This is a genomic window from Streptomyces sp. NPDC005820 (assembly GCF_040630255.1).
GTDB lineage: Bacteria > Actinomycetota > Actinomycetes > Streptomycetales > Streptomycetaceae > Streptomyces.
Map to the genome: position 1 here is coordinate 248503 of NZ_JBEXXE010000009.1, position 17957 is coordinate 266459.

Sequence of the window (17957 nt, forward strand, 5' to 3'; positions counted from 1 at the left end):
GCACGCGGCAGCCCCCGGGCGCACGCCGTAGCCCCCGGGCGCACGCCGTAGCCTCCAGCCAGCCGTAGCCTCCAGCCAGCTGAAGCCCAGCCAGCTGAAGCCAAGCCACGCCGAAGCCCAAGCCGCGCCGAAGCCCACAGGCAGGGCCTAGCCCCCGGTCACGCCGTAAACCCTGCTCACGAGGCAGCCCCAGCCGGCTCAGCTCAGCCCGAAGCCGTCCGCCAGCAGATCGAGCTGGGACGTGAGCAGGGTGGCCCCGTCGTGCCCCATGCCCTCGAACTGGCCGGACACCTCGAGCCCCGTAGCGCCGTGCATGTGGGTCCAGGCGAGCACGGCGCCGGCCAGGGCGACGCCCTCCGCGCCGACGGGCACCTGTGCGCGGGCCCACGTGGCGACCGCCGGGTCCTTCGCCGCCCACTCCGTCATCTGGGCCACCACCGGCCGCACCGAGGCCGACGGCTCCCCCTCCGCGAACGCCCGCAGGAACGGCCCCAGCACCGCCCGGGCGCTGTCCAGCGTGTCCGCGGGAGCCGTGTAGCCGGGCACCGGAGTGCCCTGGATCAACAGATAGCGATGGGGCTCGGCCACGGCCCAGCTCCGGGAGGCCGTCGCGAGCGCATGGAGCCGGGCCCGGGGCGCGGTCCCCTCGGGCAGCCCCCCGGCCGCCGCCGCGACGGCCCCCGCGAGGTCGGCGTACGCGTCCCGGATCAGATCCGTCAGCAGCGCGTCCCGGCTGTCGAAGTACCGGTAGAGCGCCGGGCCCGACAGGCCGACCTCCTTCGCGATCCGGGTCAGCGCCACGGCCCCCGTCCCGCCCTCGGCGAGCTGCCTGAGCGCGATGTCCTTGATCTCGGCCCGCGTCTGCTCGCGGTACCGCGCCCTCGGGCTCTGCGCACTGCCGGCCACCGGCGCTCCTCTCTCCTCCACGGCTGTCACCACGGCATCCGTGTCCCGTCCGGGTTCCTGGTGACACACCCTAACGAAGACCCGGACCTCCCACGATTGCTAGTCATCATCGCAAGAGTTACAGTCTCTAACTGTTGCGACTGGCCATCAGAACGGATGGCCGGGAAACCAGCGGGAGGACCGCCATGTCTGCCGTCACCAGCGAGAACCCCACCCTGCACACCGTCCTCGGCTCCGGCCCGGCCGGTACCGCGATCGCCCGGGAACTCGTCCGCCGGGGGCACGCCGTCCGCCTCGTGGACCGCAAGGGCGAGGGTCCCGCGATCGAGGGGGTCGAGCGGTGCGCCGCCGACGTCAGCACCCCGGAGGGCGCGCGGGCGGCCGTGACCGGTGCCGGGGTCGTGTACCACTGCGTCAACGTCGGCTATCACCTCCAGGTCGAGGCGATGCCCCGTATCCAGGACGCCGTCCTCGGCGCCGTCGAGGCGTCCGGCGCACGGCTCGTCGTCCTCGACACGCTCTACCCGTACGGCGAGACCGGGGGAGCGGTGATGACCGAGGAGTCCCCGTGGCGGGCGACGACCCGCAAGGGCCGGATGCGGGCCCGGCTGGACGAGAAGTACCTCGACGCGCACCGCGAGGGGCGGGCCCGGGTGGTGCTCGGCCGCTCCGCCGACTTCATCGGCCCCGGCGTGCTCAACTCCACCCTCGGCGGAGCGGTCTTCCCGGCCGCGCTGACCGGCGGCGAGGTGCTCGGCATCGGCGACATCGACCTGCCGCACAGCTACACGAGCATCCTGGACGTGGCGACGGGCCTGGCCACCCTCGGCGAACACCCGGAGGGCGACGGACGGGTCTGGCATCTGCCGACCGCGCCGGCCGTCAGCACGCGCGCCGTCCACGCGATGATCGAGCGACGCCTCGGCGGCCCGCTGAACGTCCTGGTCGTCGAGGAGCCCCGCCCCTACGGCCCGTTCGACGAGCAGTTCATGGCCGAGTACGCCGAGATGTGGTACCAGCACACCGAGCCCCAGATCATGGACTCCTCGGCCTTCGAGCAGGCCTTCGGGGTCACGCCGACGCCGCTGGAGGAGACGGTGGCCGCGACGCTGAAGTGGTACGAGGGGCTGCTCGGCGGGCGGTGAGGGATGGCCGGGGCCGGGGCCGGGGTGAGCGGGGACCCGCACGGGGGGTGCGGGTCCCCGCTCACCCCGGCCCGTGCGCTCACCGGCGTGTCTTGGCCCGGTCCAGCGCCGTCACCCCGAACGCCGCGAGGCCGATCTGGATGAGCCACTCGATCCAGTCGACCCCCTTGGTGTCGGCCACGCCCAGTGCCGAGGCGAGGGCCGACCCGATCAGCGCGGCCACGATGCCGACCGCGATCGTCCACAGCATCCCGATGCGCTGGCGGCCCGGAACGACGAGGCGTCCGAGCACGCCGATGATGATGCCGATGAAGATGGCACTGATGATGCCGTCGATCTCCATCTCCGCCCCTCCTTGGTGAGAGCCCGTCGCTTAGCTTGTGCCCGCTCAGAGGTGGGGCAGTCGGTTCCGGTCCCGCTGCTGACGTTTTTGCGCACGTTATTGCCCGCGCTTGATGTTCACAGGGGTGTCATGCCATGTACCTTTCAATGAGTCCACGCGTGTAGAACCCTTCCTTGCGAGGTCTACGCGCGCAGATCGGCCGCCGCACCCGCCCTCTCCCCACCCCCTCACGGAGGTTCGCCGGATGCCCGGATCACAGAGACACCCCCGCAAGGTCACCACGCTCCTGGCCGGCCTCGGCCTGCTCGTCACCGGAGCCGCGCTCCAGGTCACCGCCACCGCCACCCCCGCCCACGCGGCCACGCCGCACCGGATCCTCTTCGACGACGGCCACGCCGAGGAGGCAGGCAACGCGGACTGGATCATCTCCACCAGCAAGCCCGACCCGCTCTCCCAGGACTCCTCCCCGTCCTCGGAGACGGACTGGACCGGAGCGCTGTCGTCCTGGGGCGTCGCGCTCCAGAAGACCGGCGACTACAGCCTCAAGACCGCCACCGGCGCCCTCACCTACGGCGGCTCGTCCACCACCGACCTGTCGAACTTCGACACGCTGGTCCTGCCGGAGCCCAACACGCTGTTCACCACCGCCGAGAAGACGGCGATCATGAACTTCGTGAAGAACGGCGGCGGTCTGTTCATGATCTCCGACCATACCGGCGCCGACCGCAACAACGACGGCGAGGACGCGGTCGAGATCCTCAACGACCTGATGACGAACAACAGCGTCGACTCGACCGACCCGTTCGGCTTCTCGGTCGACTCGCTCAGCATCAGCTCCGGCTACCCGGCCGCCATCAGCGACTCCACCGACCCGGTGCTGCACGGCTCCTTCGGCACCGTCACCACGAGCCTGATCGCCTCCGGCACCACCGCCACCCTCAAGCCCGCCGACAACTCCAGCGTCAAGGGCCTGCTCTACCGCAGCGGTTACTCCGGGAACACGGGCGCCTTCTTCGCCACCAGTACCTTCGGCAGCGGCCGGGTCGCCTTCTGGGGCGACAGCTCGCCCATCGACGACGGCACCGGCCAGTCCGGCAACACCCTCTACGACGGCTGGAACGACTCCGGCGCCACCAACGCGGCCCTCGCCCTGAACGCCACCGAGTGGCTCGCCGGCGGGAGCAGCAGCGGCGGCGGTGACGACGGCGGCGGCTCCGGCACCTGCACCGCCGCCCAGCTCCTCGGCAACAACGGCTTCGAGTCCGGTGCCAGTACCTGGAGCGCGACCAGCGGGGTCATCACCAACTCCTCCAGTCAGTCGGCGCGTACGGGCTCGTACTACGCCTGGCTCGACGGCTACGGCTCCGCCACCACCGACACGCTCTCCCAGTCGGTGACCATCCCGTCCGGCTGCACCACGGCCGCCCTCAGCTTCTATCTCCACATCGACACTGCGGAGACCACCACCAGCACGGCGTACGACACGCTGAAGGTCCAGGTGCTCAACAGCTCCGGTACGGTCCTGAGCACGCTGGCGACCTACTCCAACCTCAACGCCGCCAGCGGTTACACCCAGCGCAGCTTCAGCCTGGCGAGCTATGCCGGGCAGACCGTCACCCTCAAGTTCACCGGCACCGAGGGCTCCACGCTCCAGACGTCGTTCGTCATCGACGACACGGCGCTCAACGTGAGCTGACCCGCACGGACGAAGGCCGGGGCCCGCACAGTCGGCCCCGGCCTTCGGCATGCCCGCCGGTTGACATGCAGGTAATTGACTGCATAACGTGGGGTGTGCGATCGGGAGACGAGCCGGGCGGCGACCCGGCCATGGACATGGTCTTCAAGGCGCTGGCCGACGACACGCGCAGACGGCTGCTGGACCGGCTGCACGCGCACAACGGTCAGACGCTGGGCGAGCTGTGCGCGGGGGTCGAGATGACCCGGCAGTCGGTGACCCAGCACCTCGGCGTGCTGGAGGCCGCCAACCTGGTCGCGACGGTGCGCAGGGGGCGGGAGAAGCTGCACTACCTCAACCCGGTCCCGCTCCACGAGATCCAGGAGCGGTGGATCGACAAGTTCGAGCGCCCGCGGTTGCGCGTGCTCTCCGACCTCAAGCGACGAGCCGAGGAAGCCATGACCGACAAGCCGACCTTCGTCTACGTCACCTACATCGCCAGTACGCCCGAGAAGGTCTGGGACGCCCTCACCGACGCCGACCTCACCGCCGTGTACTGGGGACACCGCAACGTCTCCGACTGGCGGCCGGGCTCCCGTTGGGAACACGTGCGCATCGACGGCTCCGGCATCGCCGACGTCGTCGGCGCCGTCGTCGAGAGCGAGCGCCCGACCCGGCTGGTCACCACCTGGGCCGCGCCGGACGAGGCGGACCGCCCGGACCGGCACTCCCGGGTCACCTTCGACATCCGGCCGCACGCCGACATCGTCCGCCTGACCGTGACCCATGAGGACCTCAACGACGAGGGCGAGCTCTCCGACGTCTCGGGCGGCTGGCCCGCGGTGCTGTCCAACCTCAAGTCGCTGCTGGAGACGGGCAGTCCGCTGCCCCAGGAGCCCTGGTCGGTCCCGGGGGCCTGAGCGGACACGACCCGGCCCGGCCCGGTCCGCCTGCGCGGGCCGGGCCGGGCCGCCTTTCTCGTTCGGGGGGCAGGGCTACGCCCGCGGGGCGCTCCTCGCCGCCGTGAAGGCGCACATCATCCCCAGGAGTACGGCCAGGGCGCCGATGATGATGTTGTTGACCACGACGCCGGCGTCCGGGCTGCTCCCGACGACCCACGGCGCGATGATCATCCATATGCCGAGCGCGCACATGGCCCAGCTCAGGCCGTACATCCGGGCCGGAGCGGCGGTGAATCCGAGGCCCAGCAGACCGATCGCGATGCCCACGACCAGGTTGTGGGTCATGAGGTCGGGCTGGCTGGTGGTGTAGTGGAGCACCCACGGCGACACCGCGCAGTACAGACCGAGCAGGAACACCGGTCCGTCCACGAACGCGACGTCACGGCCGTCGCCGAGCACGGCGTCGTAGCGTGCCCGCATCTCGGATACGTCGGGGTGGGTTGATATGTCACTTCTGTCTGGCGAGACGTTGGCCATCACTCGTCTCCTTCGACTGGCAGGCCTGACCGCGTCTGGTGCGGTGTGCGGTAAGCGCCGCGCACAGACATTCTGCGCTTATTCCGTCTTTATGTGTAGAGGTCGGAGCCGGGGATCGCGGGGCCGTCCCCCGGGAGCACCGACACCTCCCGAGGGCGCGCGGGATCCGGATGCACGGCGGCGCCCTGGAAGCGGAGAGCGACGGCAACACCGAGTGCAGCGTTTATGCGTCGAAAAGAGGTTCGGTTCCCGGCGCGGGTTGGGGTGTCAGCCCTCGCCCAGGGGCTCCAGACGGACCCTCAGCCGCTGCATGCCGCGCCGCGCATGACTCTTGACCGTGCCGAGCGGCCAGCCGGTGCGCTCCGCGATCTGGGTCTGGGTGAGGTCCTCGTAGAACGTCAGCCTGAGCACCCGCTGCTGCGGTGCCGGGAGCCGGGCGAGTTCACCGCGCACCAGCACCCGGTCGAGCGCGCCCTCGGGCCGGTCCCGGTCCGGGTCGCCGAGGGCGAGCTGGGCGCCGGCCGCGGCGACGAGTCGGAGCCGACGGGTCCGGGCCGCCAGGCTGTCGGCGATCCTGCGGCGGGTGATGCCCACGATCCAGCCCCCGAGGGTGCCGCGCTCGGGCCGGTAGCCCGCACGGCCGCGCCACACACCCAGGAACACCTGCTGGCTGACGTCCTCGGCCTCCCGCGCGTCCCCGAGCGACCGCCAGGCCAGTGCGTGCACCAGCGCGGACCAGCGACGGTAGGCCGCGGCCAGACAGGCCTCGTCGCCCGCCATCAGACCACGGGCGATCTCCTCGTCGGCGAGCGGCTCCGGGCCGTCCGCGCGCGCGGACGGAACGGCGAGGGTCGGTTGCGGACACATGACGACGGCTCCTCACATCGGGCGACCCGTCCCCGGGCCGGTGCGGGCGTCTGCGGGGCCTGGCCCCGTGAGGTCATCGTCCGAGCGGTACGCGGTCCCTCTCAACACGCGTCGTTTCTGCGTCGTATCGGCCGTAAAGTCGGCACATGAGCGAGTCCACCGCCTCCGACGACACCGGCCTGACCACCGGCGCCCTGGCCCGCCGCCTGGGCGTGGCGCCCACCACCCTGCGCTCCTGGGACCGTCGCTACGGCATCGGTCCCGCCGTGCGGGGAGACGGCCGGCACCGCCGCTGGCGCCCGGACGACGTGGCCGTGCTGGAGGCGATGTGCCGGCTCACCTCGGCCGGGGTGCCGCCCGCCGAGGCCGCCCGCGCCGCGAAGGAGGGCGCCGGTGCGCCCCCGGTGCGGCCGGCCGGCGGGGTGCGGGAACGGCCCCGGGAGACCGGCGGGCTCCCGCTGGGCGGTGACGTCCGCCAGGAGTGCCGGGGCCTGGCCCGCGCCGCCGTACGACTCGACGCGCCGGCCGTCGCCGAACAGCTGACCCAGGCCGTCGAACGGCACGGACTGACCGCCGCCTGGCAGGAGGTGATGGTGCCGACCCTGCACGCCGTGGGACGCAAGTGGGCCTCGTCCGGGGACCGGTACGTCGAGGTCGAGCATCTGCTGTCCTGGCATGTCTCCACGGCCCTGCGCCGCGCCACCCGCCCCGCCGCGCCGGGGGACGTCACGGGCGGGCCGGGCCCGGTGCTCCTCGCGTGCGTACCGGGGGAACAGCACACCCTGCCGCTGGAGGCGCTCAACGCCGGACTCAGCCGGCTCGACGTGCCCACCCGGATGTTCGGCGCAGCCGTGCCCGCCGAGGCGCTGTCCGCGGCCGTCCAGCGGCTCGGTCCGGTGGCCGTCGTCCTGTGGGCCCAGGCCCGCTCCACCGCCAGCCTGGCCCTCGCCCGGCATGTCGCGGCCACCCGCTGGGGCGTACGCGGGGCCCGCCGCACACCGTCCGTGGTGCTCGGCGGCCCCGGCTGGGCCGGCCGCCCCGCCCCCGGCCTGCCCCGGCCGACGGCCCTGGGCGACGCACTGGAGACACTGGCGGCCGTCCACGACGCCGGCTGAGACGACCCGCGGCCCTCAGAGGGGCTCTCAGCCGAGCCGCTTCAGCAGTTCCTGCGCGAGCGGGGCGGACGAGGCCGGGTTCCGGCCCGTCACCAGGTTGCGGTCGACGACCACATGCGGCGCCCACGGCTCGCCCACCCGCACCTCCACGCCCGCCTCGGTGAGCCGGTCCTGCAGCAGCCACTTCGCCCGCTCGGCGAAGCCGGCCTGCCGCTCCTCGGCGTTGGTGAAGGCGGCCACCTCGTAGCCCGTGAAGGCGTTGGAGCCGTCCTCCCGCACCGCCGCCGGCAGCGCGGCCGGACCGTGGCAGACGACACCGAGCGGCCTGCCGGAGTCCAGCGCCGCGATCAGCACCCGGCCCGAGACGGGATCGACGGCCAGGTCCTCCATCGGGCCGTGCCCGCCCGGGTAGAACACCGCCGCGTACTCGGCGAGGTCCACGTCCTCCAGCCGCACGGGCCTCCCCAGCTCGGCCATCCCGGCGAGCGCCGCGGCGATCCGGTCGGCCGCCTCCTGCCCGCCGTTGGCCTCCGCGGCCAGGCTGCCCTTGTCCACCGGCGGCACCACACCGCCCGGCGTGGCGACCACCACCTCGTGGCCCGCCGCACGGAAGACCTCGTACGGGGCGACGGCCTCCTCCGCCCAGAAACCGGTCGGGTGGGGGGTGCCGTCGGCGAGCGTCCAGCGGTCGCTGCCGGTCATCACGAACAGGATCGTGGCCATGGGCACGCGCCGCCCGTCCGGTGGTCGGATCAGTCGCGGCCGCGCGCTCGCCTGAAGCGGGCCAGCCCGTCGGTCAGGCCCACGATCGGCTCGGGGTAGTCGAACGCCGCCCGGTCAAGACCCCGCAGCCGCCACGGTTCGTGCACCGCCGCACCCTCCAGATCCGCCAGCTCGGGCACCCAGCGCCGCACGTACGCTCCGTCGGGGTCGTAGCGCTTCGCCTGGGTGACCGGGTTGAGGACCCGGTTGGGCCGGGAGTCGGTGCCGGTTCCGGCCATCCACTGCCAGTTGAGCTGGTTGTTCGCCACGTCCCCGTCGACCAGGAGGTCCAGGAAGTGCCGGGCGCCGATCCGCCAGTCGACGTACAGCGTCTTCGTGAGGAAACTCGCCGTCAGCAGACGCCCCCGGTTGTGCATCCAGCCCTCGTGCCGCAGCTGCCGCATCGCCGCGTCCACCACCGGATAGCCGGTACGGCCATCCCGCCACGCCTCGACGTCCTCGCCGGCCGTGCGCTCCGTACGCCAGCGGTCGTGCTTGGTGCGGTAGTCCGCGACCGCCGCCCCCGGCCGCGCGGCCAGCACCTGGCGGTGGAAGTCGCGCCAGGCGACCTGCCGTACGAACGCCTCGGCGCCAGGACCGCCCGCGGCGCGCGCCCGGTGCACGAGCTCGACGGGGGAGAGGGTGCCGAAGTGCAGATGCGGCGAGAGCCGGGAGGTCGCGTCGCCGGCCAGGTCGTCGTGCCGGTCCTCGTACGCCGCGACGCCCGAGCGCAGCCAGGCGGTCAGCCGTGCGCGGCCCTCCGTCTCGCCGCCCTCGGCCAGAGCCGGCGACAGACCGGACAGGCCCTTGCGGTCCGGCAGTTCCGCCGAGCCCACGCCCGCCGGCACCCGTACCACCCGCGGCGCGCCGAGCACGTCCCGCAGCCGCTGCCGCGACCAGTGTCCGAAGTACGGCGTGAAGACCGCGAAGTGGTCCGAGGAGCCCGGTGCCAGTACACCGGGGTCCACCACGGTCGTCACCGTGCCGTGCACATGCAGCCGCACGCCCTCCGCCTCCAGGGCGCGCCGCAGCCGCCCCTCACGGCGCCGGGCGTACGCGCTCCCGTCCGCCGCCAGATGGACCTCGTCGGCCTCCGCCTCGGCGGCCACCCGGCACACCTCCTCCACCAGGTCCCCGGACCGCAGCACCAGCCGGCCGCCCCGCTGCCGCAGCCCCGCGTCCAGATCGCGCAGGCAGTCGGCGAGGAACGCCAGCCGGTTGGGCGCGGCGAACCCCGCGGCGTCCACCGCCCGGTCGCGCACGAACAGCGGGACCACCTCGCGCGATCCGTCGAGGGCCGCGCGCAGCGGAGGGTGGTCGTGCAGCCGCAGGTCGGAGGTGAACAGGACGACCGAGACATTCATGGGACAGACTCCGGGGCGAGGTGACGAGGGGACCGCACTGTCAGGTGCTTCCGCCCGGCGGGGCCCGGCGGATGCGCACGCCGTCAGCCGGTGGGCGTCCGCTCGGCCGACCGCGCCGCCGCGTCCGCCAGGGCCGCCCGCGCGATGTTGCGGGCCATGCCGCCGAACACCACCGCGTGGAAGGGCGACACGCTCCACCAGTAGGCGTGGCCGAGCAGCCCGCGCGGATGGAACAGGGCGCGCTGGCGGAACCGGGTGCGCCCGGAGCCGTCCGTCTCCGCGTACATCTCCAGCCACGCCAGACCCGGCAGCCGCATCTCCGCCCGCAGCCGCAGCAGACGGCCCGGTTCGATCTCCTCGACCCGCCAGAAGTCCAGCGAGTCGCCCACCCGGAGCCGGGCGGCGTCCCGGCGTCCCCGGCGCAGCCCCACCCCGCCCGCGAGCCGGTCCAGCCACCCCCGGACCGCCCAGGCGAGCGGGAAGGAGTACCAGCCGTTGTCGCCGCCGATGCCCTCGATCACCCGCCACAGCGAGGCCCGCGGGGCGTCCACGTCCAGCTCGCGGTGGTCGCAGTAGAGGCTTCCGCCGGCCCAGTCGGGGTCGGTGGGCAGCGGGTCGCTGGGCGCCCCCGGCAGCGAGGCCGACGACCAGCGGGTGGTCACCCGGGCCTCGCGCACCCGTCTCAGGGCGAGCCGCAGCGCCTCGTCGAAGCCGACCGGATGACCGGGCGGATCGGGCACGTACCGGGCGATGTCGTGCTCGCGGCACACCACCTCGTGCCGCAGCGACTCGGTGAGCGGCCGGGCGATCGAGGCCGGCACCGGTGTGACCAGCCCGACCCAGTGGCTGGACAGCCCGGGGGAGAGCATCGGCACGGGCAGGATCAGCCGGTGCGGCAGCCCCGCGACGGCGGCGTAACGGACCATCATGTCGCGGTACGTCAGGATGTCGGGGCCGCCGATGTCGAACGCCCGACTGACCTCGGACGGCATCCGCGCGGCGCCGACCAGCGCGCGCAGCACGTCCCGTACGGCGACCGGCTGGATGCGGGTGCGGACCCAGCTGGGGGTGACCATCACCGGCAGCCGCTCGGTCAGATAGCGCAGCATCTCGAAGGAGGCCGACCCCGAGCCGATGACCACCGCCGCCCGCAGCACGGCCGTGGGCACGCCGGAGCCGAGCAGGATGCGGCCGACCTCGGCTCGCGAGCGCAGATGCGGCGACAGCCGCTCCTCCGGGACGCCGTACGGGGTGAGTCCGCCCAGATAGACGAGCCGGCGGACGCCCGTGGCGTGCGCGGACCCGGCGAAGATCCGCGCGGCCCGCCGGTCCGTCTCCTCGAAGTCGTGTCCGGTGCCCAGGGCGTGCACCAGGTAGTACGCGACGTCGACCCCCCGCATCGCCGCCGCTACCGACTCCGCGTCCGTGACGTCCCCGCGGACCACCTCCACCCGGCGCGCCCACGGATGGTCGCGCAGCCGTTCCGGTGAGCGGGCGAGGCAGCGCACCCGCAGGCCCGCCGCCAGCAGCTCCGGGACGAGCCGCCCGCCGATGTACCCCGTGGCTCCGGTCACCAGACACAGGGGCCCGGCGCCGAGGTCGTCTGCCGTCATGAGTCCTCGGTCCTTCGCGTCATGCCCCCCTGGTGATCGCTCCTCCTGCCTACCGCTTCCCCCTGCCCACCGCTTCCCCGCGGAACACCGTCCCGGATGCGCACACGCTCGTGGTGCACTGCCGGAGCCGTGTGTCATCGGCGTGAACATGCCTGCCGGGATCCGGGGCAGACGCAGCGTGGTCGGCCGGTAACGGGCCCGGAGTCGGAGGTGTCTGCCGCTATGCGTGCGACGGTGCTGGAACGCTTTCCCGCGGGAGCGCCCCGCGGCTCCTGGCCGGCCGAGGAGTGCGCGGCGCGGCTCCGCGCCGAGGGCCGCCCCGCGACCGTCGTGATGGATCTGCGGTCCGACGCCTTCCTCGTCGTCGTCCCGGCGCACGACGAGGAATGACCGCCCTAGCAGGCCAGGGCGTCGAGATGTGAGCGGCGTGATTCCGTCGTCTGGCCTTGGACCAGGAGGAACAGGGCCTCCCTCGCCAGGCGTTGGGCCCTGTTCGTCAGCAGCATCGCGCGGCCTCCTCCCGTCACCACGGCCGCCGTCGTCGCCGTCTGCATCAGGGCGTAGGCCTGGGCCCGCAGGGCGAGGCGGTCCTCGAGGTGCTCGTGGGGCCGTGCCCCGTCGATGAGCGCGTAGGCCCGGGCGCGCACCTCGGCGAGGCGGGGGCGCAGATGGGCGGCCGTCCCGTCGTCCGACAGGTGCAGCGCCGCCTCCGTGATGCCGAAGACCGCCGGGTTGGCGTTGACCGTCTTGAGGCGGTCGGTCGCCGACCAGGTCTTGTGCGGGGTGCGCAGGGCGACCGCCTCGTCCGGGAGCCAAAGGCCGTCCAGGTCCAGGGACACCGTGCGGGCCGCGGTGAGGGCGGCCAGGCGGAGCGGGGGAGAGGCGCGCAGTCCCGGCTGGTCGCGGGCCTCCGTGAACGCGAAGAGGGCCTCGTCGGCGTCCGTGACTCCGGCGAGGAGCATCACGTCGTTCAGGCCCCAGCCCGTGTACCAGGGGACCTTCCCGTCGAAGCGCCAGCCGCCCCGCACGCGCGTGGCCCGGACGGGGATGCGGGGGTGGGCCCGCAGATGGGCGTAGGCCACCCCGGAGAGCAGTTCGCCGGTCGCCAGCCGGCCGAGCAGGCGCTCGCGGACCGGGCGCTCGCTCTTCGCCAGGGTCAGCACCGGGGTGTGGTGCTGCGTCTGCACGAACCAGGTCGAGCAGCAGGCCCCGGCCAGGATCTCCGCCGTCTCCCGCACCACCGCGCCGGGCGCCTCGGCACCGCCGTACTCCCTCGGCGCGTTGAGCCCCAGCAGGCCCGAGCGTCCGATCTCCGTCAGATGGCCCACCGGCACCTCGCCCTGGTCGACCTCTTCGGCGTGCGGCGCGAGGAGGTCGTCGGCGAGGCGGCGGGCACGGGTGACGAGGGGGTGCGGTGCGGTCATGGACAAGATTCTTTCCCGTGTCGGGGTCAGAGGTGTCGATCCGGGGGACTGCCGTTCGTGTAGGAGGTGAGAGAACGGCACGAAAGCCGAGAGAGAACGGCACGACGCCAAGGAGGACGTCATGAAGCACTACCTGCTCAGCGTGGTCCAGCCGGCCGGCGGGACACCGCCGCCGCCCGAGGAACTGGCCGAGATCATGCGCCGGGTGGAGGCGTACAACGACGAGCTGCGCGCCGCCGGGGCCTGGGTCTTCGCCGGTGGTCTGCACGGTCCCGAGACGGCCACCGTGCTGCGGCCGAAGGACGGTGACGTGCTCATCACCGACGGGCCGTACGCCGAGGGCAAGGAGTACCTCGGCGGTCTGTGCCTGATCCGCGCCGCCGACCTGGACGAGGCCCTGGAGTGGGGCCGGAAGGCCGCCCTGGCCATCACCCTCCCCATCGAGGTGCGGCCGTTCGCGGACCAGCACTGAGGCCGCACCATGGGTGACCCCGTCGACGTCGAGGCCGTGTTCCGCGCGGAGTACGGCCGGGCCGTCGCCGTCCTGGTCCGCCGGCTCGGTGACATCGACCTCGCCGAGGAGGCGGTCCAGGATGCCTTCACCACGGCCCTGCGGAGCTGGCCGGAGACCGGCCCGCCGCCCAGCCCGGCCGGATGGATCATCACCACCGCCCGCAACCGGGCCGTCGACCGGCTGCGCCGCGAGGCGACGAGGGACGCCCGGCACGCCGAGGCGGCCCGGCTGCACGCCTCCGACCCGCCCGTGGAGGAGGGCCCCGTGCGCGACGACCGGCTCCGCCTGATCTTCACCTGCTGTCACCCCGCGCTCGCCCCGCAGGCGCGTGTCGCCCTCACCCTGCGGCTCCTCGGCGGTCTCACCACCGCCCAGATCGCCCGCGCGTTCCTCGTCCCCGAACCCACGATGGCCCAGCGTCTGGTCCGCGCCAAGGCGAAGATCCGCGACGCCCGCATTCCGTACCGGGTGCCCCGCGACGCCGACCTCCCCGACCGGCTGCACGGTGTGCTCGCCGTCGTCTACCTGATCTTCAACCAGGGGTACGAGGGTGATCCCGGCCTGTGCGCGGAGGCTCTGCGCCTCGGCCGCCTCCTCGGCGAGCTGATGCCGGACGAGCCCGAGGTCACCGGGCTGCTCGCGCTGATGCTGCTCGTCGAGTCCCGCCGGGACGCCCGGCAGGACGCGGACGGCACGCTCGTACCGCTGCCGGAGCAGGACCGCGCGCGCTGGGACCGGGCGCTGATCGCCGAGGGGCAGGACCTCGTCCGCCGCTGTCTGCGCCGCGACCGGCCGGGGCCGTACCAGATCCAGGCCGCCGTCCAGGCCGTCCACAGCGACGCCCCGAGCGCCGGGGCCACCGACTGGGGGCAGATCCTGCGGCTCTACGACCAGCTGACGGCCGTCGCTCCGAGTCCGGTGGTGGCTCTCAACCGGGCGGTGGCGGTCGCCGAGACCGACGGCCCGAGGCCCGCCCTCGACCTGCTGGACGCGCTCGACCTCGACGACTACCACGTGTTCCACGCCGTCCGGGCCGACCTGCTGCGGCGCCTCGACCGCCGCGCCGAGGCGGCACAGGCCTACGCGTCCGCCCTCGCGCTCGCCGAGAACCCGGCCGAGCGCGCCTACCTGGAGAAGCGCCTGCACACCCTGCGCGGAACATAGTGGTTGCCCGGGGAATGTATTTTGGTCCATGAAAGGTTGGCATATACATCGAGCTGACCGCTCGCCCTCCGAACCCAGGGCCGCAAGGCCCGCGCACTCCAGCGAGGCACCGTGATCACCGCCGTCACCCCCGAGCAGCCCACCGGCCCCCTCGCCGCCCCCGAGCGGCCCGCCGACGTCGTGGCCCGGCTGCGCGCCGCCTTCCGCACCGGCCGCACCAAGCCCCTCGACTGGCGCACGGACCAGCTGCGCCGGCTGCGCGAGCTGCTCACCGAGAAGGGCGCCGACCTCGCCGCCGCCCTCCACGCCGACCTGGGCAAGAGCGCCACCGAGGCCCACCGCACCGAGATCGACTTCACGATCCGCGAGATCGACCACACCCTCGACCACCTGGAGGCCTGGCTCACCCCCGAGTCCGCCCCGGTCCCGGCCCACCTCGGCGCCGACGCGCGCGCCTGGACGCAGTACGACCCGCTCGGCGTCGTCCTCGTCATCGCGCCCTGGAACTACCCCGCCCAGCTGCTGCTGGCCCCGCTGGTCGGCGCCCTCGCCGCCGGCAACGCGGTCGTCGTCAAGCCCAGCGAGCTCGCCCCCGCCACCTCCGCCGTCCTGGCCCGGCTGCTGCCCGCCCACCTCGACACCGAGGCGGTCGCCGTCGTCGAGGGCGGGGTCCCCGAGACCACGGCGCTGCTCGCCGAGCGCTTCGACCACGTCTTCTACACCGGCAACGGCACCGTCGGCCGGATCGTGCTGCGCGCCGCCGCCGAGCACCTCACCCCGGTCACCCTCGAACTCGGCGGCAAGTCACCGGCGTTCGTCGACCGCGACGCCGATCTCGCCGTCGTCGCCGACCGGCTGGCCCGCGGCAAGTTCCTCAACGCAGGCCAGACCTGTGTCGCCCCCGACTACGTCCTCACCGACCCGCGGACCGCCGCCGCCCTCGAACCCCTGCTGGCCCGCGCCGTCGAGACGCTCTACGGCGCCGACCCGCAGACCTCGCCCGAGTACGGCCGGATCGTCAACGAACGCCACTTCGACCGGCTCACCGCCCTGCTTGACTCCGGGCGGACCGTGACCGGCGGCCGTCACGACCGTACGGACAAGTACATCGCGCCGACCGTTCTCGCCGACGTCGACCCCGCGTCGCCCGTCATGGCCGAGGAGATCTTCGGGCCCGTCCTGCCGATCGTGACCGTCGCCGGGCTCGACGAGGCGATCGGGTTCATCAACGACCGCGACAAGCCCCTCGCCCTGTACGTCTTCTCCGAGTCGGACACCACACGGTCCCGCATCGCCGCCGAAACCTCCTCCGGCGGCCTCGGGTTCGGTCTGCCCCTCGCCCATCTCACCGTCTCCGACCTGCCGTTCGGCGGTGTGGGGGAGAGCGGCATGGGCAGCTACCACGGCCGCTACTCCATCGAGACCTTCAGCCATCGCAAGGCGGTCCTGGACAAGCCGCTGGGCTGAACCCCGCCGGAAGGAAACAGGACAGAAGCAGGCGTCAGCGAGACAGCAACGGTACCGGGATAGCCCGGAATGACACGGTCCGTAGTCCGAAGCGGCCAATTCCACCGGACTTTCGAATCCGGCATGCACGAAACGCTCCTCCCGAACGCCGTGGGGGCAGAAGGTGTAACCGTCGCCTTCCGGGGCTCCTGAGCCCCGCACACCCAGCGGAAGGACCGAACGGTCCGTGAACGACCAGTTCGCACAGCTCGCCCGGGACGTGGCGTTGTCCCTGCTCGCCCTCCGGGTCTTCGGACCCGGAGCCGTCACGCTCGCGCGCCGGGTCGTCGCCGCCCTCGTACGGGTCGGCGTCCGGGAGATGGACCACCGACTCCCGGGAGGCGATCGGTGACCCAGGAGGAGCTGCGCCCCGCCGGAAACCCCCGGGCGCCGGAGAAACTGCCGCTGGACTTCAGCGCCTTCCACCAGATGCACCGCCCGCGCTACGTCCGCGAGGCCGAGCGCTGTCTGCGCTGCCGGGCGGACGCCGAGGAGGCCGTCGACGAGGCGTTCGTCCAACTCGCCCGGGAGTGGCCGCAGATACTGCGCGCCGAGAACCCCGCCGCATACGCCTGGCGGGTCATGAAGAACCGCGTCGTCGACCACGCCCGGGCCCGGGGCCGGCGCGCCACCCTCATGGACACCGCGGTCTTCGAGACGGTGACCCTGCAGGGCGCCGAGGACGCCTTCGAGGTCATCGAGCAGAACCTGCGGCTGTTCCACGCGATCTCCGCCCTGCCCGAGCGCCAGCAGGACGTCATCCGGCTGCGCTACTGCGAGGGCTACGACACCGCCGAGGTGGCGCACGAGCTAGGCATCACCGAGGCCGGGGTGCGCTCCATCGAGCGCTACGCCCGGCACCGACTGCGGGAGATCTACACATCGTGCGCCGAGGAGGAGGCGGAGCGTTCATGACCTTCGACACCGTGAGCGACATCGACACCCTGCTGGCCGGGGCGCGGCTCGTGCCCACGGCCCCCTACCGCCGCTGTGACATCGAGGCCGCGGAGGCCCGGATCGCCGCCCGGGTCGCGGCCCCGGCCGCCGACGGGACGGGGGCGCGGACCCGCCCCCAGCAGGCGGCCGGCCGCCGTCCCCCGAGGGTCCATCCCGCGGCCCGGGACCTGCGGGCCCTGTGCGAGGCGCTGCTGACCCGCACCGGCGCCCTGAACGGCCTCGGCGCCTTCCACGGCAGCGCGCTGCCCGAGCCCTCCGGCGCGCGCGTCCTCGGCGCCCTCCTCCATCTGGCCGGCTGCGAGGACAGCGGCCGCTTCTGGTGGCAGTACGGCGCCGGCGCCGGCGACACGATCTCCTCCTACTGCCTCTACCTCCACCACCGCTCGCACGGCGAGGACGAGGAGGCGGACTGGTGGCTCAGCCACACGGAGATCACCCCCGCCACCCTGAGCCGGGAGGCCACCGAAGTGGAGATCGCCACGGCCCTGCACGTGCTCAGAGGGCTGCGGCGCGGCCGCCGGGGACTGACCAAGGCGCTGCGCGCCCTCGTGGAGTACGTGCCGGCCGTGGTCGGCTTCGTCGACGAGGACCTGGAACTGCCCCTCCCGGACGGCGATCTCGCCGACATCGTGGAGGAGGCCGTCGCCCACGGCACCCCGCCCGCCGGGGAACGGCGGTGCGCCCGGTCCCGCCCGCTGCTCGAACGCCGGGAGTCGGCCGTGCACACCGTCTCCTCGGCCACCCCCCGGACCGCCCGGCACTGGAGCCGGGACGTCCAGGAGGCGCTGCGCAAGTGCGAGGAGACCGTGGCCTGCTGACCGCACGTCACGAGAAGGGGGGGAGGTGCGAGGTGCCGGCGTCGCCCGCGGCGCGTGCGAGACTGCGCCGATGAGCAGCGCAGCGATCACCGCGGACGCCGCGGGCACCTGGACCATCGGCGACCTCACGGTCCACCGCGTCGGCTTCGGCGCGATGCGGCTGACCGGCAGCGCCGCCTTCCACCACGGCACCCCGAGCGACCGCGACCGCTCGATCGCCGTACTGCGCCGGGCCGTCGAGCTAGTGCCGCGGCAGGCAACGTTTGCCCCGTCGCGACGCCCGGCACGCCCTCTCGCCGCACCGGCCGAAAGCCCAAGTACATCCAGTACGAGGGCTTCCGGCCG

At 73.3% G+C, this 17957-nt stretch carries 19 protein-coding genes and 1 pseudogene; 12 read left to right on the plus strand and 8 right to left on the minus strand.

Annotation, left to right across the window (positions count from 1 at the left end; translation table 11 throughout):
• Nucleotides 1–198: 198 nt before the first annotated feature.
• The gene (locus ABZ464_RS13865; protein ID WP_359275551.1) at nt 199–906 is read right to left on the minus strand and encodes a TetR/AcrR family transcriptional regulator; all 708 of its coding nucleotides are present in this window, start codon (nt 904–906) and stop codon (nt 199–201) included.
• A gap of 185 nt (nt 907–1091) precedes the next feature.
• Here ABZ464_RS13865 and ABZ464_RS13870 point away from each other — a divergent pair, with 185 nt between their 5' ends.
• A complete protein-coding gene (locus ABZ464_RS13870; protein ID WP_359275554.1) occupies nt 1092–2051 on the plus strand; it encodes an NAD-dependent epimerase/dehydratase family protein in 960 nt (319 codons plus the stop codon).
• 79 nt (nt 2052–2130) lie between these two features.
• Here the strand turns inward: ABZ464_RS13870 and ABZ464_RS13875 are convergent, their stop codons facing one another.
• Nucleotides 2131–2394, minus strand: coding sequence for a GlsB/YeaQ/YmgE family stress response membrane protein (locus ABZ464_RS13875; protein ID WP_359275557.1), 264 nt, complete (start codon nt 2392–2394; stop codon nt 2131–2133).
• A gap of 244 nt (nt 2395–2638) precedes the next feature.
• On the opposite strand from ABZ464_RS13875, the gene ABZ464_RS13880 reads away from it, so the two are divergent.
• Together ABZ464_RS13880 and ABZ464_RS13885 are read left to right on the plus strand one after the other, a co-directional pair.
• Complete coding sequence (locus ABZ464_RS13880; RefSeq protein ID WP_359275559.1) at nt 2639–4090, plus strand: hydrolase; 1452 nt, start codon at nt 2639–2641, stop codon at nt 4088–4090.
• Nucleotides 4091–4221: 131 nt separating this feature from the next.
• Nucleotides 4222–4989, plus strand: coding sequence for a metalloregulator ArsR/SmtB family transcription factor (locus ABZ464_RS13885; RefSeq protein WP_359275619.1), 768 nt, complete (start codon nt 4222–4224; stop codon nt 4987–4989).
• A gap of 75 nt (nt 4990–5064) precedes the next feature.
• On the opposite strand, the gene ABZ464_RS13890 is transcribed toward ABZ464_RS13885, so the two are convergent.
• Both ABZ464_RS13890 and ABZ464_RS13895 read right to left on the minus strand, forming a co-directional pair.
• Nucleotides 5065–5508, minus strand: coding sequence for an SPW repeat protein (locus tag ABZ464_RS13890; RefSeq protein ID WP_359275562.1), 444 nt, complete (start codon nt 5506–5508; stop codon nt 5065–5067).
• 267 nt (nt 5509–5775) lie between these two features.
• Nucleotides 5776–6375: a sigma-70 family RNA polymerase sigma factor gene (locus ABZ464_RS13895; RefSeq protein WP_359275565.1), complete on the minus strand. Its 600-nt coding sequence runs from the start codon at nt 6373–6375 to the stop codon at nt 5776–5778.
• A gap of 146 nt (nt 6376–6521) precedes the next feature.
• On the opposite strand from ABZ464_RS13895, the gene ABZ464_RS13900 reads away from it, so the two are divergent.
• Nucleotides 6522–7490 (plus strand): MerR family transcriptional regulator, encoded by a 969-nt coding sequence (locus ABZ464_RS13900; protein WP_359275568.1) that lies wholly within the window; start codon nt 6522–6524, stop codon nt 7488–7490.
• 27 nt (nt 7491–7517) lie between these two features.
• On the opposite strand, the gene ABZ464_RS13905 is transcribed toward ABZ464_RS13900, so the two are convergent.
• The 3 genes from ABZ464_RS13905 to ABZ464_RS13915 form a co-directional block, all read right to left on the minus strand.
• Nucleotides 7518–8213, minus strand: coding sequence for a type 1 glutamine amidotransferase domain-containing protein (locus tag ABZ464_RS13905; RefSeq protein ID WP_359275571.1), 696 nt, complete (start codon nt 8211–8213; stop codon nt 7518–7520).
• 29 nt (nt 8214–8242) lie between these two features.
• Complete coding sequence (locus ABZ464_RS13910; protein ID WP_359275574.1) at nt 8243–9616, minus strand: deoxyribodipyrimidine photo-lyase; 1374 nt, start codon at nt 9614–9616, stop codon at nt 8243–8245.
• Nucleotides 9617–9699: 83 nt separating this feature from the next.
• Entirely contained in the window at nt 9700–11229 is a 1530-nt protein-coding gene (locus ABZ464_RS13915; RefSeq protein ID WP_359275576.1) for an SDR family oxidoreductase, read from the minus strand.
• Between the two features lie 222 nt (nt 11230–11451).
• Here ABZ464_RS13915 and ABZ464_RS13920 point away from each other — a divergent pair, with 222 nt between their 5' ends.
• Nucleotides 11452–11619: a hypothetical protein gene (locus ABZ464_RS13920; RefSeq protein ID WP_358996724.1), complete on the plus strand. Its 168-nt coding sequence runs from the start codon at nt 11452–11454 to the stop codon at nt 11617–11619.
• Nucleotides 11620–11624: 5 nt separating this feature from the next.
• On the opposite strand, the gene ABZ464_RS13925 is transcribed toward ABZ464_RS13920, so the two are convergent.
• Entirely contained in the window at nt 11625–12653 is a 1029-nt protein-coding gene (locus ABZ464_RS13925; RefSeq protein ID WP_359275579.1) for an acyl-CoA dehydrogenase family protein, read from the minus strand.
• Nucleotides 12654–12774: 121 nt separating this feature from the next.
• On the opposite strand from ABZ464_RS13925, the gene ABZ464_RS13930 reads away from it, so the two are divergent.
• The 7 genes and pseudogenes from ABZ464_RS13930 to ABZ464_RS13960 all read left to right on the plus strand — a co-directional run.
• Nucleotides 12775–13125: a YciI family protein gene (locus ABZ464_RS13930; RefSeq protein WP_359275582.1), complete on the plus strand. Its 351-nt coding sequence runs from the start codon at nt 12775–12777 to the stop codon at nt 13123–13125.
• A 9-nt stretch (nt 13126–13134) separates the two neighbouring features.
• Nucleotides 13135–14331 (plus strand): sigma-70 family RNA polymerase sigma factor, encoded by a 1197-nt coding sequence (locus tag ABZ464_RS13935; RefSeq protein ID WP_359275585.1) that lies wholly within the window; start codon nt 13135–13137, stop codon nt 14329–14331.
• 111 nt (nt 14332–14442) lie between these two features.
• On the plus strand, nt 14443–15798 hold the full coding sequence (locus ABZ464_RS13940; protein WP_359275588.1) for an aldehyde dehydrogenase family protein: 1356 nt from the start codon (nt 14443–14445) through the stop codon (nt 15796–15798).
• Nucleotides 15799–16024: 226 nt separating this feature from the next.
• Nucleotides 16025–16189, plus strand: coding sequence for a hypothetical protein (locus ABZ464_RS13945; protein ID WP_359275590.1), 165 nt, complete (start codon nt 16025–16027; stop codon nt 16187–16189).
• Nucleotides 16186–16752 carry a sigma-70 family RNA polymerase sigma factor gene (locus tag ABZ464_RS13950; protein WP_359275593.1) on the plus strand — a complete coding sequence of 189 codons (567 nt, stop codon included), beginning with the start codon at nt 16186–16188 and terminating at the stop codon, nt 16750–16752. Before ABZ464_RS13945 ends, ABZ464_RS13950 begins: the two co-directional genes overlap by 4 nt.
• Nucleotides 16749–17612 (plus strand): hypothetical protein, encoded by an 864-nt coding sequence (locus ABZ464_RS13955; protein ID WP_359275595.1) that lies wholly within the window; start codon nt 16749–16751, stop codon nt 17610–17612. The genes ABZ464_RS13950 and ABZ464_RS13955 overlap by 4 nt, the downstream gene beginning before the upstream one ends.
• Before the next feature lie 70 nt (nt 17613–17682).
• Nucleotides 17683–17957: pseudogene (locus ABZ464_RS13960) on the plus strand (hypothetical protein); the annotation flags it as partial.

Bases quoted from the DNA above. Each gene is read 5' to 3' on its own strand.
- ABZ464_RS13905 (WP_359275571.1), bottom strand. From the start codon at position 8,213: ATGGCCACGATCCTGTTCGTGATGACCGGCAGCGACCGCTGGACGCTC.
- ABZ464_RS13900 (WP_359275568.1), top strand. From the start codon at position 6,522: ATGAGCGAGTCCACCGCCTCCGACGACACCGGCCTGACCACCGGCGCC.
- ABZ464_RS13885 (WP_359275619.1), top strand. From the start codon at position 4,222: ATGGACATGGTCTTCAAGGCGCTGGCCGACGACACGCGCAGACGGCTG.
- ABZ464_RS13880 (WP_359275559.1), top strand. From the start codon at position 2,639: ATGCCCGGATCACAGAGACACCCCCGCAAGGTCACCACGCTCCTGGCC.
- ABZ464_RS13890 (WP_359275562.1), bottom strand. From the start codon at position 5,508: ATGGCCAACGTCTCGCCAGACAGAAGTGACATATCAACCCACCCCGAC.
- ABZ464_RS13920 (WP_358996724.1), top strand. From the start codon at position 11,452: ATGCGTGCGACGGTGCTGGAACGCTTTCCCGCGGGAGCGCCCCGCGGC.
- ABZ464_RS13895 (WP_359275565.1), bottom strand. From the start codon at position 6,375: ATGTGTCCGCAACCGACCCTCGCCGTTCCGTCCGCGCGCGCGGACGGC.
- ABZ464_RS13910 (WP_359275574.1), bottom strand. From the start codon at position 9,616: ATGAATGTCTCGGTCGTCCTGTTCACCTCCGACCTGCGGCTGCACGAC.
- ABZ464_RS13930 (WP_359275582.1), top strand. From the start codon at position 12,775: ATGAAGCACTACCTGCTCAGCGTGGTCCAGCCGGCCGGCGGGACACCG.
- ABZ464_RS13915 (WP_359275576.1), bottom strand. From the start codon at position 11,229: ATGACGGCAGACGACCTCGGCGCCGGGCCCCTGTGTCTGGTGACCGGA.
- ABZ464_RS13875 (WP_359275557.1), bottom strand. From the start codon at position 2,394: ATGGAGATCGACGGCATCATCAGTGCCATCTTCATCGGCATCATCATC.
- ABZ464_RS13870 (WP_359275554.1), top strand. From the start codon at position 1,092: ATGTCTGCCGTCACCAGCGAGAACCCCACCCTGCACACCGTCCTCGGC.
- ABZ464_RS13925 (WP_359275579.1), bottom strand. From the start codon at position 12,653: ATGACCGCACCGCACCCCCTCGTCACCCGTGCCCGCCGCCTCGCCGAC.
- ABZ464_RS13955 (WP_359275595.1), top strand. From the start codon at position 16,749: ATGACCTTCGACACCGTGAGCGACATCGACACCCTGCTGGCCGGGGCG.
- ABZ464_RS13935 (WP_359275585.1), top strand. From the start codon at position 13,135: ATGGGTGACCCCGTCGACGTCGAGGCCGTGTTCCGCGCGGAGTACGGC.